Here is a 14,129-nt window from a genome sequence, read left to right on the forward strand (position 1 = left end):
CCGTAGCCAACCCCTCAGCTTGAATTTGCTTATCCCAACTTCGCACTTCCAACTTCCCACCTACCCGTGTCCCTCCTGTACTACAGCGTGATGGGCGAAGGACGCGGCCATGCCGCGCGCGCCCGGGCGGTGGTGGAGCGATTGCGGGACCGGCACCGGGTGGTGCTGTTTACGTCGCACGACGCGTTGTCGTTTCTCAAGAAGCACTATGACGCCGACCCCGAGGTCGATGTCCGTGAGATACCGGGCCTGAAGTTCCACTACACGCCGGCCGGGATCGACAACCTCAAGACGATCCGCCTGGGGCTCGCGTTTTGGGCCTCGATGGGGCGCTACACGCGTCGGCTGGATAAGGTGATCGAGAGCGAGCGCCCCGACTTGGTGATCACCGACTTCGAGCCCCTGGCGCCGCGCGCCGCACGGCGGGCGGGCGTCCCGATCCTGAGCCTCGACCACCAGCACTTCCTTTCAACGTACGACCTGTCGAGCTTGCCGCGTGAGCTGCGTGACTGGGCGTGGCGGATGAGCTGGTCGATCTGGGCGTTTGGGATCCGCCAAGAACGGACCGTCGTATCGGCTTTCTACAAGCCGCCGCTGCGTCGCGGTTGTGAGGACATCGTCCAGGTCGGCCCGCTGATCCGCCGGGCGGTCGCCGAGCGCCAGCCGACGACCGGCGAGCACCTTCTGTCGTACGTGCGGCGTGCGACGCCGCAAGGGGTGATCGATCGGCTGGCCGGTTTGCCGATGCCGGTGCGGCTTTACGGCCTGGGGGTGCGGCCCCCGCAGGGTTCGGTCACGTTCTGCGAGATTAACGAAACGACGTTCGTTGATGACTTGGCGAGCTGCGATGCGGTCGTCGCCGCGGCGGGCAACCAACTGATGGGCGAGGCGCTCTACTTCGGCAAGCCGGTGCTCGCCCTCCCCGAGCGGCATCACTACGAGCAGCGGATCAACGCGACGTTTGTCGAACAGATGGGCGCTGGCGAGCAGCAGATCCTTGAGCGTCTGTCGTCCAAGGACCTCGCTAACTTCTTGATGCGGCGCGAGACCTACCGCGAGCATCTGGCGGCGACCCGCCCCTGCCAAGATGGGGCGGCAGAAGCGGTCGGCGTGATCGAGGCGATGCTTCTGAAGAGCGACGCCTCCGTCGCCGGAGCCGCCACAAGGGAGACAGCGTAGTGGCCGTTTGGTTGCTGTATGCCCAGCTGTTCGCCTCGATCTATATGACGGGGCTGATTTGGATGGTGCAGCTGGTGCATTACCCGATGATGGCCGAGGTTCCCGCCGAGAGATTCGTTGAATGGGAACGGGTGAACGTCGTCCGGACCGGCTGGGCCGTCGGGCCGATGATGCTCCTCGAGATCGGGACCGCCTGCGCAATGCTGGCGATGCGGCCGCCGGGCGTACCGATCTGGGTTGCGTGGTTGGGGATCGCGCTGTTGCTGCTGGTCGATGGCTCGACGGCGGTCTTCTTCGGGCCGCAGCACGGCCGGCTAGCGTCGGGCTTTGACGCGACGCTCCATCGCCAACTCGTCGATTGGAATTGGCTCCGCACGTTCGGCTGGACGGCCCGCGGGCTGCTGATGGTCTACGCCACGCACCTGTGGGCGATCCAGCGCGGTTAAGAGGCGTTGGGTTGGTCCGTCGCGCTGCCCGAGGCTAGCGCCTGCGGCTCAAGCAACGCACGCCGATCGTGAGCCGCAGGCGCTAGCCTCGGGTGACTCACCAAGTGGCTCCGCCATCCGATCGATCCATCTGCTGGTTGAATTAATAGCCGCGGCCGCGAAGGTCGATGTCGCCTGTCGGCCAGTCGCCGCCGGCCGGGTAACGCATCACGATGTCGTCATGAAAAGGATTCGCTTGCGGGTCGTCTTCGCTGAGCGAATTGACGATCCGGTTCTCGACCAATTGGCACCCGATCCGCTCGTAAAAGGATTGGATCGACAGGCTGGTCTGGAACATTGCAAACGGAAAATCGCCGTTGTCGATCCGCGCGAAGGCGGCGTGCGTCACGGCGGCGCCGAGCCCCTGGCCACGACAAGCGGGGTCCGAGGCGACCATCGCTAACGCCATGATCGGCAGGTCGCCCGCCGACGTGCCAACCACCCGACAGAACGTCATAGCGTGGGCGATCAGCTTGTTGCCTTCCCAAATCAGGTACGAGATCGGCTCCTGCTGGGACGAGCCGGAATAGTCGCGCCCGACCCGCTTGAGCTGTTCGGCCCGCTCGACCGGACCGCGGTCGGGCCGGGGCCATACCGCGGCGAGCAGTTCGCCTGCCGCCAGGGCGTCGTCCTCGCGGATCTGCGTCAGTCGACAGGCTTTGACTGGATGGGGCATCGTCTTCATCAAGAGCGGCTCATAGCGGAGGATCGAGGGTTAAGGCAAGCTTAGCTCACGCCTCTCTCCGAGCCGGTATTAGACCCCCGCACCGCAAAGAGGGCCACCTGTAACGATTTTAGGTGAACCACGTTGAATTGAAATAAAACAACAGCATTGCCCGAGGCGCAAGGGTTGACGGTGTTGTTCTGAGCCGTCGGCGCTAACCTCGGGTGGCGCCACGAGATCGCCACGCCACGTCTTCATGTCTTCGCCCCCTCCCATCAATCGAGTTGTGAAGCCGTAAACGAAGAGCCGACGGTCTCGGTGTCCCAGGTCCAGGCGTCGCCACGTTGCGATTCGTAGTCACGCCACAGCTCGAACCAGTACGCCAAGAACCGGTGAGGACGGTAGCGCTCGTAGTGGGCGACGATCGCGGGGTGGAGCGTCAATGGGTTCGCGGGGCGTTCGACACCCTGACGCTTGCAGTAGAGCCGATGAGTCTCGGTGTCGATTGGCAGCTCGTCGTCGTGGTCGAGTAGCTGGAGCACGTTCGCCGCGGAGTAAGGGCCAAAGCCGTCAAGTGCTAGCAAGGCTTCGCGGAGTTCTTCGGTTGAACGCTCGGGCGACTCGAACCACGCGGGGTCGAGGTCCTCTTTGGCGAACCGCCGCGCGAGCCGAATGATCCGCTTCGCGCGGTAGCCGACACGGCAGACCTTTTGCAGCCGGCCCGGCGTCCACCGGGCGAGCCGCTCGGCCGACGGGAACGCCCCGCCGCCGACGCGATCGACCAGCAACTGGTTCATCCGCACGGTGCTGGGCCAGCCGACGTTGCAGCTGGTGATCGTCTTGACCATGTCCTCAAGCAGCGTTGCCGAGCGGAAGAGCCGGCCGAAGCCACGCCGCTTGATCCCGGGGAAGGCCCGCTGCAGGGTGGTGAGGTCCTTCTCGAGGCGGAGCATCCGGACGACAGCCCCGCGGACCGCCCGGCGGGCCGGGGCCGAGACCGACGCGTCGCAGCGGACCCGCAACGGCGCCCCCCTGCCGGCGGGTTGGTCGATGTGGACGCTGAATCGTTCTTCCGGCAAGCCAAACTCGGCGGCGTCGAAGGACCGGACCAGGGCGAGCTCGGTTGGCAGCCAGCGGTTGGGCGCCAGCAAGAAGTAGCCGTACGAGCAAACGGTCGCGGGAAGCCACAAATCGGCCGGGACAGCGATCGAAAGGCGGCTGGAGCGGGGCATTTCGATCGATTTTCCGAGGGATCGGGGCGCCCGTCGGCATGGTGGCGGCCTGCGGCGACTGTTAAGATGCGCGTTGGCGCCCCCGGTCCGCAACGGCCCGGTGGGACGCCGACGATGTGCCGCGAGTCGCCCCTTCCCCCGATCCCCACCGCTATGTCGATCGGCCAGTCCATCCCGCCCACCGCCGCCACGCCCGAAGAGGCTGCCCCGGTCGCCGCTACGCCTCGTCCGAAGCGAGGGGTCCCCAGCGGCCTCTGGCTACGCTGTGACGAATGCGGCGAGACCGTCTTCCGCAAGGAAGTCGAGCAGCTGATGAGCGTCTGTCCGGTCTGTGGCCGGCACATGTACCTCAGCGCCCGCGACCGGGTGAAGTTCGTCCTCGACGAGGGGACGTTCGACGAGTGGGACGCCGACCTGATGCCGGCCGACCCGCTGAAGTTTGCGGACAAGAAGCCCTACGCCGAACGGGTCGTCGCCGAGCAGAAACGGACCGGCCTGAACGATGCAGCCCTCACCGGCGCCGGCATGATCCGCGGCCGGCGGGTGGCGTTTGGCGTCACCGACTCGGCCTTCATCATGGGGAGCATGGGCTCGGTTGTCGGCGAACGCCTGACCCGACTCGTCGAACGGGCCACCGAGCAAAACCTCCCCGTCGTGATCGTCAGCGGCTCGGGCGGCGGCGCCCGGATGCACGAGGGGATCCTCTCGCTGATGCAGATGGCGAAGGTCTCCGCCGCGCTGGCGCGCTACGGCGAAGCCGGCGGCCTGTTCATCTCGGTCCTCACCAACCCAACGATGGGCGGCGTCGCCGCGAGCTTCGCCTCGCTGGGCGACCTCGTGTTCGCCGAGCCAAAAGCGCTAATCGGCTTCGCCGGCCCGCGGACGATCAAGGCGACCCTCCGCACCGAACTGCCCGAGGGCTTCCAGACGAGCGAGTTCTTGCTTGAGCACGGCTACATCGACCGCATCGTCCGCCGCTCGGACCTGAAGAGCGAGATTGCTCGGACGATCGACTACTGCGGGAAGTGAGGCAGGTACGGTTCGTCGAATTGCGAGGCTGGACGCGCTAGTCGGCGGCCCATTCGCGTGCCAGCGGCTATTAGAGATCCTCCTCGTCGTCGTTCTCCTCGAACAAGTCGTACAAATCTTCGTTCGTTTCCTCGAGCGAAAAGTGATTCGGGTCAAAGCCCTCGGGTAGCCATTCGCGTAGCTCTTCGTGCCGCTCGTGTTTCGGATTGCCAAGCCCTTCTAGCAGGTCGGCGTAGCCCCACGGTCCGCCGCAGTCTTCTGGAGGACAGGCGCCGCTCCCCGCCAGGCAGAATAGTGGCATCTCGTCGAGGTCCAGCTCGAGCGTCTTCTCGATCTTGATCGTGTGCCGCCAGTCGTCGCCGAAGTCGTACACGTAGCTGAGCGTCTTGGCGCCCGATTCGACCAATTCCGCAAGTGTTACATCCGACTCCAATCGCACATCGTCGCTAAACTCCTCGAACTCCGCCGCGTCCTCGGCGACAATCCTCTGCTTCCCGACGTTGAACTCGTGCAGGTGGCAGTCGAACCAACCAAAAACGGCTTGGAGGACGTGGTGCAAATCTTCTAGCGTCATGTCGGGAACACGCAAACGCCGCCATACGAGGGGCTTCACGTCGTCGAGCGTCACTTTGATCTTGTAGACAACCTGCGGTTCGAGCGTCGCGCGGACAAACTCCGACAGCTCTTCCCCGACACCATCGATGCCTTCGATCGCGGCGTTGACAAGGTGCACCGGGACCGGGATTGGCAGCCGATTGTCGGCCTCTCCGTCCTCTAAGTGATGGACGAAGGGGATGATCCCGGCATCGACGAGCTTCTGCTGCTCACTGGGCGGCAGCATCCTCGTATCGACGATGAATCCGCCCTGCATCTCGACGAGCCACACGAACGGGTTGTCCTTCAGCCGGCTCGGAACCGACCAATCCGGATCGAGCTGGACGACATCAAGGCCCTCGCGCAGCACCTTTGCCTTGTTGTGCATCGTCGCCATTGAGACGCTAAACCTTTCGGCGATCTCTTCCGAGCGGACATGGGGTTGGAAGCTAGCGTCTTGCAAAAAATTGACCCAGCCCACGGTGTAGACAATGCCACACGCCCAGCCCTCGCGCTTGCCGCGGACAACCGGCGAACCCTTCTGGCAGAGCGCCACGGCCATCTGGCGGCACAGCTGTTGGTACTCGTCGTCGAGCCGCTCGTTGCAGAACTCGTCGGTGAGCCGGACCAGATCTTCGTAGATTGGGCGGAACGCCTCGGGAACGCCTTGCGGCCCGGCCACGGTAGGGGCGTCACTCGCCCCCGTGACAGAACGACTGCTAGCCATTTGTGAACCTCCTGTCCGCGCATTAAGGATCGACGCTAAAATCAGAGTGGATCGGATCGATAAATGCAAGCATCGTGATCGGTGGACGGCTTGATCCCGGGCGACGCCGCGCTACACTTCCACGTCCCGCCTGCCGCTCCCTCCTGCGCCCCCTCCCGCCGTGGCCCGATTGCGTTCTTCCCGCTCACGGTTCGAGCGATTCCGGCACGCGTATCTCGCCGGCAAGGTCGAGGCCGATCTGCCGTCGGGGTTAGACGACCCGAATGACATCAAGCGGGCGGCCGCCGACGTCCGTCAGCGCTACCTGCGGATGTACGTCGAATGGCTCTGGCCCCACCGCGGGGCGATCGCCTTGATGATGGGGCTCGCCCTCGCCGTGGCGGCGCTCGAGGTCGCTCAGCCGCTCTTCATGCGGTACGTCGTCGATAGCGTGCTCCTTAAAGAGGGGCTCACCCAGTCCGAGCGGCTGCACAAGCTGCATGTGGCGGGAATCGCCCTGCTGTTGGTTGTCATCCTCGATCGCTCGCTCGACATCGGCAAGAACTGCCAACAGCGGCTGCTCAACCTGCGGGTTATCCAGTCCTTACGTCGGGCGCTTTATAGCCGGCTGCTGCGGCTCCCGCTGGGGCAGCTCACCGACATGAAGACCGGCGGCATCCTCTCGCGGCTCTCGGGCGATATCGACCGGACGACGGGCCTATTGCAGTTGGCCGTCATCTCTCCGGGCGTTTCGGTCGTGCGGCTGACCATTGCCGTTGGCATCTTGCTGGCGGTCAACTGGCGGCTGGCGCTGACGGCGATGATGGTCATCCCCCCGGCGATGATTATCAGCCTCTGGGTCGCCAAGCGGATCCGGCCGATCTACCGCTCGATGCGGAAAGAGAACTCCGAGATCGACGCCCGCGTCAGCGAGACGTTCGGCGGCATCCGCGTCGTGCGGTCGTTCCAGCGCGAAACCCGCGAACTAGCCGAGTACCTCATTGGTCGGCACACGATCGCCCGCAAGGAGTTTTTCGCCCAACAGCGCGAGATGGTTCTCTGGGGCTGTTGGGCGTTGCTGCTGGCGATCGTGAACGTCGTTATTGTTTGGTACGGCGGCTACCTGAACCTGGCCGGCTCGGCGACCGTGGGCGACATCATGGCGTTCCAGTGGTACACGTTCATGCTGCTCAACCCGGTTTGGCAGATCGTCAACTCGTTCAGCGAGATGCAGCGGTCGCTCGCCGGGATGGAGCGCGTCTTCGAGGTGCTGCAGAGTCCGGCCGACAAGCCCGACCGGCCCGACGCGATCGAGGCGCCGCGGGTGGTCGAGGAGCTTTGCTTCGACGCGGTGACGTTCGAGTACGCGCCGGGACAGCCGGTGCTGAGCGATTTCAATCTGACCGCGAAGGGGGGGCAGCTCGTCGCGCTCGTCGGGCGGAGCGGCGCCGGCAAGACGACGGTGACCGATCTCGTGGCCCGGTTCTATGACCCGACCGACGGCGCGGTGCGGCTCAATGGATTCGACCTACGCGACCTGCGGCTCGACTCGTACCGCAGTCTTCTGGGAGTTGTGCAGCAAGACACGTTCTTGTTCGACGGATCGATCCGCGACAACATCGCCTACGGCCGTCCCCACGCTTCGGACGAAGAAGTCATCGAGGCGGCCCGCCACGCCAACGCCCATAGTTTTATCTGCGAGCTAACGGATGGCTACGAGTCGTTGATCGGCGAACGCGGCGTCAAGCTCTCCGGCGGTCAGGCGCAGCGGCTGTCGATCGCCCGGGCGCTGCTGGCCGACCCGCAGATCCTTATCCTCGACGAGGCGACGAGCAATCTCGACAGCGAGAGCGAGCAGCTCATCCAACAGTCGCTCGACGAGTTGATGCACACCCGGACGACTTTCGTCATCGCCCATCGACTCTCCACCATCGCGTCGGCCGACCTGATCGTGGTGATGGAAGAGGGCCGTATCGTCGAACGGGGCGGGCACGACGAACTGATGGCCCGCGGCGGGCCCTACCGCGAGATGGTCATCCGCCAACGCGACGCCATGCGCGACGAGGCCGGGTTGTCGGTCGATTGACAAGCCCACTGCTGGCGAGGACGCCGAACCCAGTTGCGCGCATCGCTTGTTGTCCTAGTCCACGGAACTAGGGACAGACCTCTCTGAACGCCGGATCTCGCCGTACTGCGGTTGGTTGCGGACTCGGGTGGGCGGTAAACTTCGCGGCATGGACCACCGCCCCCAGCCGGAATACCTCGAAACAGGCCTGAGACCGGGCCCACACGCTTGGCAGCACGCCTGGTACGAGGTGATCTTCGAGGCCGAGACGCCCGCCGGCAAGGCGTTCGACGTCGTCCTCCTGGCGGCGATCGTGCTGAGCATCGCCGCGGTAATGCTCGAGAGCGTCCGCAGCATCCGCGAGGCCTGGGGGCCGCTGCTGCTGGCGATCGAATGGGGCATCACGCTGCTGTTCACCGCCGAGTTCGTCGCCCGGCTGGCGTGTGTCGCTCGGCCGTTGCGGTATGGGGTCAGCTTCTTCGGGCTGGTGGACATCGTCTCGATCCTGCCCAGCTACTTGGCCCTCTTCTTGCCCGGGGGCCAATCGTTTGCGATCATCCGCACACTCCGCCTCTTGCGGGTGTTCCGTGTGCTGAAGATGGGCCGCCATCTCTCCGAGGCGAACACCCTCCTGACCGCCCTGCGGCACACGTGGCCAAAGATCACCGTCTTTCTCACGGTGATCTTTTGTTCGATCGTCATCCTCGGCACGTTGATGTACCTGATCGAGGGCCGCTCCGGCAGCGGCTTCGATGACATCCCGACGAGCGTCTACTGGGCGATCGTCACGATGACAACTGTCGGCTACGGCGACATCGCGCCGGTGACGCCCCTGGGCAAGTTCGCCGCGGCGCTGATCATGCTTTTCGGCTACGCGATCATTATCGTGCCGACGGGGATCTTCTCGGCCGAAGTGATGAGCGGCGCACGCAGCGCCGCGACGAAGTGCGCCGCCTGCGGCCAACGAGCGTCTTCCGCTGACGCCAAGTTTTGCTCGGCGTGCGGGGCAAAGCTTGAGGAAAGAACCGCTGATGAACGCCGATAGACGCAGATGCGTTCGCCACTTCTCTATCTAGCGGCGTGCAATCCGACATGAGTCAGCCGTAGAAGGGACATCCGCGTCTATCGGCGGTTCCCAACAGCAGCGGCGAGAGCGAAGCCGAGCAAGAGCAGCGCGGCGGGTTCGGGGACGCTCACCGAGACGCTCGGGACATTCGTGGCGCCATAGTTGTTCTTCCACGTCGTGTAGTCGCTCGCCGTGTACGTGGTCCCCAGGCCGTCACGCCAGACGGTGTAGTCGGCGGCGTCAACGCGGCCATCGACATTGAAATCGCCCGCGAGACCGAGGCCGACGACTTCCAGCAGCAGCGAATCAGCGCCGTAGGTGACGTCCCATTGATAGCCGCCGGGCAGGTCGAGCGTGGCGAACTCGCCGCCGTGCTCGTCGTAGGTCATTAGCTCGAAGACGTCGCCGATCGTTGGCTCAAACAAATCGACGAGCGCCACCGACAGGGCGCCCGCTAGGGCGACCGGCCCGTCTACGAGCAACTGGTCGTAAAGGGTTCCAGAGGTTGTCCCGCCGAGTTCGAACGCAAGCGTCGCGCTGTTGCCGGTGGAGAGCCGCCCGTCGATCGAAAGCGTGCCCACGCCGTCGCCGGGTGCGATCAACCCGGTCACCATTTCAACTTGACCGGCGATCGGGCCGCTGCCGGTGCGAATCGATCCCGATCCAGTCAGCGTGCCACCGCGGATATCGACGTACTGGGCGTCGAGCGTGCCTTCCTCGAGTTGAACGACGCCGCCGGTCTCGATCGTCACGCCGGAGAAGACGGTCAGCTTGCCGCCGCTGGCGACGCGGACCGTCATTGGGCCTGCGGTCCCCTCTACCTCGACGTCCCACGCTTTCTGTTCACCCGAAACGACCGCTTCCTTCGCCGCGCCGCCGGCGTTGCTGAGTCGCGTTTGGCTCAAGTAGGTCGGCGTCGCGGCGGCGTTCCACGAGCCGCCCGTGGACCAAGCGGCCGTTGCGGCGGCCGTCGTCCAATTGAAGGTGGTTGTCACCGGGTCGCTGATGTAGACGCCCGCACTGGGGCCCCCGGCGCCAGCTGAGGGGTTGGGGTCGATGACGATATTGCGTCCCGACAGGAGATTGGTGCCGATGATTCCTTCAACCACGTTGCCGGGGTCGGAAGGATCAGTCACATCGAGCACCAGCACGGGAACATTTGTCGCCGTAACATTGCCGCCAAGAGCGGGCAAAGTGATCTGATCGACGAAGAAGCCTGGAACGTCCTGCAGGGTTCCGCCCGAACCCACAATCGAGATGGTGAATTCGGGAGTGTCGGTCGTCACATCGAAGCCGAGCAACAAGGCGTTGAATTGTGACAAGACGGTGACGCTGGCGCCCGTGTCAAAGAAGAACTCTTTGTTACCGAGGCTCGATCCGCCGTTGGTCGCGTTGGCGTTAAGGAAAAGCCCGCCCTGGGTCACGGTTGGCAGGTAGGGGTCTTCTTCAGGGTTATCGATATCGAAATTGAGATAGTTCGGCAGGTAAACAGGCGCCTGGGCAAACACCGCACCGGGGTTGAGCAACAAGGGCGCCTTGCGAACGATACCGTTACCGCCACTCCCCCGCGGTAGAAAATCAACCGCCGGCGTGCGGACCGTTTTGCCATTGAGTTCGAATACTTGCGGCGAATCACTGCGGATTCGGGTCGCGTACTGACTAGCGAATGGCAGGCCAACAATGTTCGGCAGGTCAGATTCGGCAGGCAACGTGATGGTCGAAGTATTGGTCTGACCGCTGAGGGCGGAGTGGCTCATGGTCAACGACGACCCGGCGCTGCTACGGCCCTGCAGGCCGCCGACGTAGAGTCCAAAAGGGTCGTTGATCTGAGCGGTGAGTTGGCCGGTCGCGCCGCCGATGCCGATCGACTCGGTTCCGTAGAAACCGTCGCTCTCCCCCGGGTAGGGGCCGTCGAGGTTGAAGTCGTCGTAGGCCTTCGAAGTCAGGAGCGAGAAGCCGGCGCCCGTGTCGAGCAGAGCGATGTCGTAGTGGGCATTCCCGTTGGGGCCCAGCAGTGTGCCGCTGGGGGCAGTTGTCGCGAAGGGGAAGAAATTGAAGTCCTCATCGAACTCATCGGTCAACGCGATTCCGACCATCGGCAAGAACCCATCAACAGGCACCGCGGCGAGCGTCTCACCACCGATCGTGACCGAGAACGCCACGAGAAGCGCGTACCGATATCGCCATCCACCTTGCCGCATAACGCTTGTTCCGTCCGAAAGGATCGCTACGAGAGGGGCGGAAAACGCCGCAAACCTCTACCTGCAAACTAGATACGGCTTGCAATGCGGTCAATGATTTGACCTGCCTCGACGCCTCTTTCGCCCGCTTTCAGCGGGATTCGGGCGGAATCGCGAAGTTAAATCCCTCGTCGCACCAAGTCCCGACCTGATCGGCGGCGATGATCTCGACGTGGCCGTCCGCATAAAGATAGTTGGCCGTGCCGCCCTGGTGCCGATCAAGGGCGACCTCTCCTTCGACCGTGCGGTAGACCGCTCGATCGGTCGGGGTGTTGGCCGCCAGGTTTTCTTCGGAGAACCACTCGTCGGAGTGGACGTGGTCGTAGTTGAGCGCAAGCGCGATCTCGTTCGCCTCGACTGCCATCAAGGTGCGGTGCGTTTCTCGGAGCTTATTAAAGTTATCGACCTTGCCGACGTTCGTCTCAGCGACGTGCTCGCGCTCGTCCGCCGACATCTCGGCGGTGATTGGCGTCCGAGGGCGTAGGTAGCCGTTCATCGCGTAGCTGGTGTCGACGATCCGAATATCGTCGGCGTCGGACAAATGTCCCGCCTCCGCGGCGCGGAGGAACTCGTCACTCGTCATCACGGACACCGTCTTCGGCACGCCTCCCTCTTCCACCGTCATCTCCTTCGCGACGCGGGCCAGGTGGTCGGGGCAGAGCCGGATCGAATCGACTCCCTCGAAGTAGGGCGCCAGCGTGTTGATCCACGAGAACTCGGCCTCGTCGTGGGGGTTCTCGCCGTGATGATCATCGTCGTGGTGGTCATCGTCGTCTTCGCCCTCATGCTCCTCGTGGTGATGGTCGTGGTAGGCGAGGGCCGGAAACTTGCCCTTATGGACGCCGATGTAGCCGTGCACCGCCAGCCCGAGCTGCCGTAAGTTGTTAGAGCACTGGGTCCGCCGAGCCGTCGCCCGCGCCGCTTGGACCGCCGGCAGCAGCATCGCCACGAGGACACCGATAATGGCGATGACGACAAGGAGTTCAACGAGGGTGAAACCAAAACGATGCTTTCTCATGAGGGAGCCTCTCCCGAATAGACGCCGTACAGCGCCGGCAAACTGCTGAATGATACCGACGGGACCCCGCGGCCGCCGGAGGGCATACCGCAAGCATTCGTCGCCAACTTCGCTCAGCTAACCGAAGGGGGACCGCGGGAAGCGGTCGGTGGGAGAGGCGCCGGGAGAGTCGTCGGGTCCGACGCAGGCCGCCCGGCCGGAGAGGCCCAAATTACACGTGTCGCCGCCAGAGGCAGAGGCGAGGCGGTCTTCAGCTGAGCAAGCAAACGGCAGACGGCGCAGTCGTGATCGTGTCCCGGCGCTCCGGCGACATCGCTAGCGGGAGATGAGGTGTTGGCACGGAGGGCTGGGAGGCAGCTGCAACAGCAGACGGAGTCGCCGGAGGCCTCGCAGCTGGCGCCATCACCGGCGTGATTCGCTGAGTGCTCGAAGCCGTGCAGCCCCTCGCCGATCGCCGCCAGAGCCGCGTAAAAACCCGCCAGCGCAATCGCGATCCCACGCAGGACGTCTCGGCGACGGGAAAGCGAGAGCAGCATCGGGAAAGGCAGGGGGGAGGGCGTAGCAGCCGCACCGAGGCCACCGCACGCTGACAGAATAGACCCCCGCCTCCCTAACCGGCAATCACACCCGTCAAAAAACGCCGAACGCCGCCGCAAAAACCCCTTCCCGAGCAGGACCCGAGCCGATAAGCTACGGTGCTCAAGGCGACGGCCTTGAACGCTCCCTTAGCTCAATCGGCAGAGCAATTGACTCTTAATCAATGGGTTCTAGGTTCGAGTCCTAGAGGGAGCACTCTCTTAAGTCCTTTCTCAATATCGGTTTAGGACTCCTGGGTGGATAGCTCAATTGCTTTCCCACTCGCTTGGTCACCCTTTCTGGTCACCTCTTTCCAGCCTGACGTTCAGTTGGGCTACGCTCCTCAAACAGCGAGCGTCAGCACTCTTTTGCACTGGTGCATTCCCAGAGTGAGAGTCTCGTACGAATTGTGGAAGGCCTCGAATCGGAAGAGGTGCTCGTCTCCGTTGGCGTCAACTAGCGGCAATTCAAAAGTACCGAGCGGGCCATTTCGTGAGCTGCCGATGTTCTCGCGAAGTTGCTCAACGAGATACGTTGCTCCGACGTGCGAGAATTCGTTTCGGAACCTTGGTGAAGAGATCAGATACCGAACCATAGGCTTCTCTGGATCTGGCCGACGGGCCGGATGTTGGCTAATAAGGCCGACCGCAGGGCACTGCACAGTTTCAATCGTGCGCCACAACGTTGTCGAGATCGTGTTCCCGAAGGTCTTTGCAAGCTGTCGGACTAAGGAACAATCGATCGGACTGCTCAAGAGTCGCTCATCGAAATGAGTACGCATGAAGAGAAGCCGGCCACTCGCATAGTTCGCCTCCGCCTCAATCCGCTGCTTGGAGGACGGGGCAAGTGTGCTTCTGTCATCCCCCAACATCACAGCCTGATGCCATGGCAGTAGACTGTGGCCGATCTCGTGCCCCTCATTCCATCGCCACTTGAGCGGTGGTATGTCGCGGTCGAGTAGAATCCGCTTTCGATCTGGAACCCAGAGGGCTCGCAGGTCCATTTTTCGGATTACATCCAGCAGGAGGCCAGGGCGTTTGACCACCTGTTTTCCTGCAACCTTTAGGCGGCTTATCGTCTCTTGCAGACATCCCGTGTCAGACGACGAGTAGTAGTGGAGATCTAGCGTGAGCAGTTCACGGACATCTTCCAGACGTAACGGCGGTTCCGGATCGCCAAGACCCCGAAGGACTTTGGCGACCCGAGCGTCAATATCTTGCACGTCCTGCAACGTGAGAGGGGTGCTTTGCAAAACGTCCGCCTTAGAGTTGGATG

General features: G+C 63.5%; 11 protein-coding genes and 1 tRNA gene. 6 read left to right on the forward strand and 6 right to left on the reverse strand.

Going from position 1 to position 14,129, the window contains the following annotated elements:
- Positions 1-66: 66 nt before the first annotated feature.
- Positions 67-1,179 (forward strand): glycosyltransferase family protein, encoded by a 1,113-nt coding sequence (locus Pla108_RS06505; protein ID WP_146444060.1) that lies wholly within the window; start codon positions 67-69, stop codon positions 1,177-1,179.
- A complete protein-coding gene (locus Pla108_RS06510) occupies positions 1,179-1,625 on the forward strand; it encodes a hypothetical protein (protein WP_146444061.1) in 447 nt (148 codons plus the stop codon). The genes Pla108_RS06505 and Pla108_RS06510 overlap by 1 nt, the downstream gene beginning before the upstream one ends.
- 142 nt (positions 1,626-1,767) lie before the next feature.
- Here the strand turns inward: Pla108_RS06510 and Pla108_RS06515 are convergent, their stop codons facing one another.
- Together Pla108_RS06515 and Pla108_RS06520 are read right to left on the reverse strand one after the other, a co-directional pair.
- The gene (locus Pla108_RS06515) at positions 1,768-2,349 is read right to left on the reverse strand and encodes a GNAT family N-acetyltransferase (protein WP_146444062.1); all 582 of its coding nucleotides are present in this window, start codon (positions 2,347-2,349) and stop codon (positions 1,768-1,770) included.
- A gap of 254 nt (positions 2,350-2,603) precedes the next feature.
- On the reverse strand, positions 2,604-3,560 hold the full coding sequence (locus tag Pla108_RS06520; RefSeq protein WP_146444063.1) for an endonuclease III domain-containing protein: 957 nt from the start codon (positions 3,558-3,560) through the stop codon (positions 2,604-2,606).
- 114 nt (positions 3,561-3,674) lie between these two features.
- Here Pla108_RS06520 and accD point away from each other — a divergent pair, with 114 nt between their 5' ends.
- Positions 3,675-4,589 carry an acetyl-CoA carboxylase, carboxyltransferase subunit beta gene (gene accD, locus Pla108_RS06525; protein ID WP_197526378.1) on the forward strand — a complete coding sequence of 305 codons (915 nt, stop codon included), beginning with the start codon at positions 3,675-3,677 and terminating at the stop codon, positions 4,587-4,589.
- 70 nt (positions 4,590-4,659) lie between these two features.
- On the opposite strand, the gene Pla108_RS06530 is transcribed toward accD, so the two are convergent.
- On the reverse strand, positions 4,660-5,910 hold the full coding sequence (locus Pla108_RS06530; RefSeq protein ID WP_146444065.1) for a plasmid pRiA4b ORF-3 family protein: 1,251 nt from the start codon (positions 5,908-5,910) through the stop codon (positions 4,660-4,662).
- Between the two features lie 169 nt (positions 5,911-6,079).
- Here Pla108_RS06530 and Pla108_RS06535 point away from each other — a divergent pair, with 169 nt between their 5' ends.
- Together Pla108_RS06535 and Pla108_RS06540 are read left to right on the forward strand one after the other, a co-directional pair.
- Positions 6,080-7,975, forward strand: a complete 1,896-nt coding sequence (locus tag Pla108_RS06535; protein ID WP_197526296.1) for an ABC transporter ATP-binding protein — start codon at positions 6,080-6,082, stop codon at positions 7,973-7,975.
- Positions 7,976-8,123: 148 nt separating this feature from the next.
- Positions 8,124-8,999: an ion transporter gene (locus Pla108_RS06540; protein ID WP_146444067.1), complete on the forward strand. Its 876-nt coding sequence runs from the start codon at positions 8,124-8,126 to the stop codon at positions 8,997-8,999.
- A gap of 77 nt (positions 9,000-9,076) precedes the next feature.
- Here the strand turns inward: Pla108_RS06540 and Pla108_RS06545 are convergent, their stop codons facing one another.
- Positions 9,077-11,221, reverse strand: a complete 2,145-nt coding sequence (locus Pla108_RS06545) for a retropepsin-like aspartic protease (protein ID WP_146444068.1) — start codon at positions 11,219-11,221, stop codon at positions 9,077-9,079.
- Positions 11,222-11,351: 130 nt separating this feature from the next.
- A complete protein-coding gene (locus Pla108_RS06550) occupies positions 11,352-12,278 on the reverse strand; it encodes a DUF1559 family PulG-like putative transporter (protein ID WP_146444069.1) in 927 nt (308 codons plus the stop codon).
- Between the two features lie 719 nt (positions 12,279-12,997).
- On the opposite strand from Pla108_RS06550, the gene Pla108_RS06555 reads away from it, so the two are divergent.
- Positions 12,998-13,070: transfer RNA gene (locus Pla108_RS06555), tRNA-Lys, on the forward strand.
- 127 nt (positions 13,071-13,197) lie between these two features.
- Here Pla108_RS06555 and Pla108_RS06560 read toward each other — a convergent pair.
- Positions 13,198-14,106: an ImmA/IrrE family metallo-endopeptidase gene (locus Pla108_RS06560; protein ID WP_146444070.1), complete on the reverse strand. Its 909-nt coding sequence runs from the start codon at positions 14,104-14,106 to the stop codon at positions 13,198-13,200.
- Between the last annotated feature and the right edge of the window lie 23 nt (positions 14,107-14,129).

This window comes from Botrimarina colliarenosi (genome assembly GCF_007859955.1).
GTDB lineage: Bacteria > Planctomycetota > Planctomycetia > Pirellulales > Lacipirellulaceae > Botrimarina > Botrimarina colliarenosi.

What these genes read in the sequence shown, in the direction of transcription:
- Pla108_RS06540 (WP_146444067.1), top strand. Translation starts at nt 8,124, where the DNA reads ATGGACCACCGCCCCCAGCCGGAATACCTCGAAACAGGCCTGAGACCG.
- Pla108_RS06515 (WP_146444062.1), bottom strand. Translation starts at nt 2,349, where the DNA reads ATGAAGACGATGCCCCATCCAGTCAAAGCCTGTCGACTGACGCAGATC.
- Pla108_RS06520 (WP_146444063.1), bottom strand. Translation starts at nt 3,560, where the DNA reads ATGCCCCGCTCCAGCCGCCTTTCGATCGCTGTCCCGGCCGATTTGTGG.
- Pla108_RS06530 (WP_146444065.1), bottom strand. Translation starts at nt 5,910, where the DNA reads ATGGCTAGCAGTCGTTCTGTCACGGGGGCGAGTGACGCCCCTACCGTG.
- Pla108_RS06550 (WP_146444069.1), bottom strand. Translation starts at nt 12,278, where the DNA reads ATGAGAAAGCATCGTTTTGGTTTCACCCTCGTTGAACTCCTTGTCGTC.
- accD (WP_197526378.1), top strand. Translation starts at nt 3,675, where the DNA reads ATGTGCCGCGAGTCGCCCCTTCCCCCGATCCCCACCGCTATGTCGATC.
- Pla108_RS06545 (WP_146444068.1), bottom strand. Translation starts at nt 11,221, where the DNA reads ATGCGGCAAGGTGGATGGCGATATCGGTACGCGCTTCTCGTGGCGTTC.